Raw genomic sequence first — 265 nt, forward strand, 5'->3', positions numbered from 1 at the left:
GCCAAGAGACTGGAAGACACGCTTATTTACGGCTAGTTGAGCCACACACATACACAAGTCAGCTCAAATGGAGATGCTGTTGGGGATGCCCATCTCCATCACCATCTTCTCGTCCGTGGGATCACCGTCCGACGGCCTGAGGAGCACATAAGGCACCATGCCGGCGCCGTGCCGGTTTTTCCGGTTGGGGTCGTTGTTCCACTCATCCACCTGCTCCACGATCCCCCTGGTCCTCTCCTTGAACTCCTCAAATGCCTGCCTGATC

General features: G+C 56.6%; 1 protein-coding gene. It reads right to left on the reverse strand.

Going from position 1 to position 265, the window contains the following annotated elements:
• Positions 1-63 precede the first annotated feature (63 nt).
• A partial coding sequence (locus ACZ3HH_RS30330) for a lipoxygenase family protein (protein ID WP_465810313.1) occupies positions 64-265 on the reverse strand: 202 nt, incomplete at its 5' end.

The organism is Pseudomonas sp. PME37.24/025, assembly GCF_055556615.1.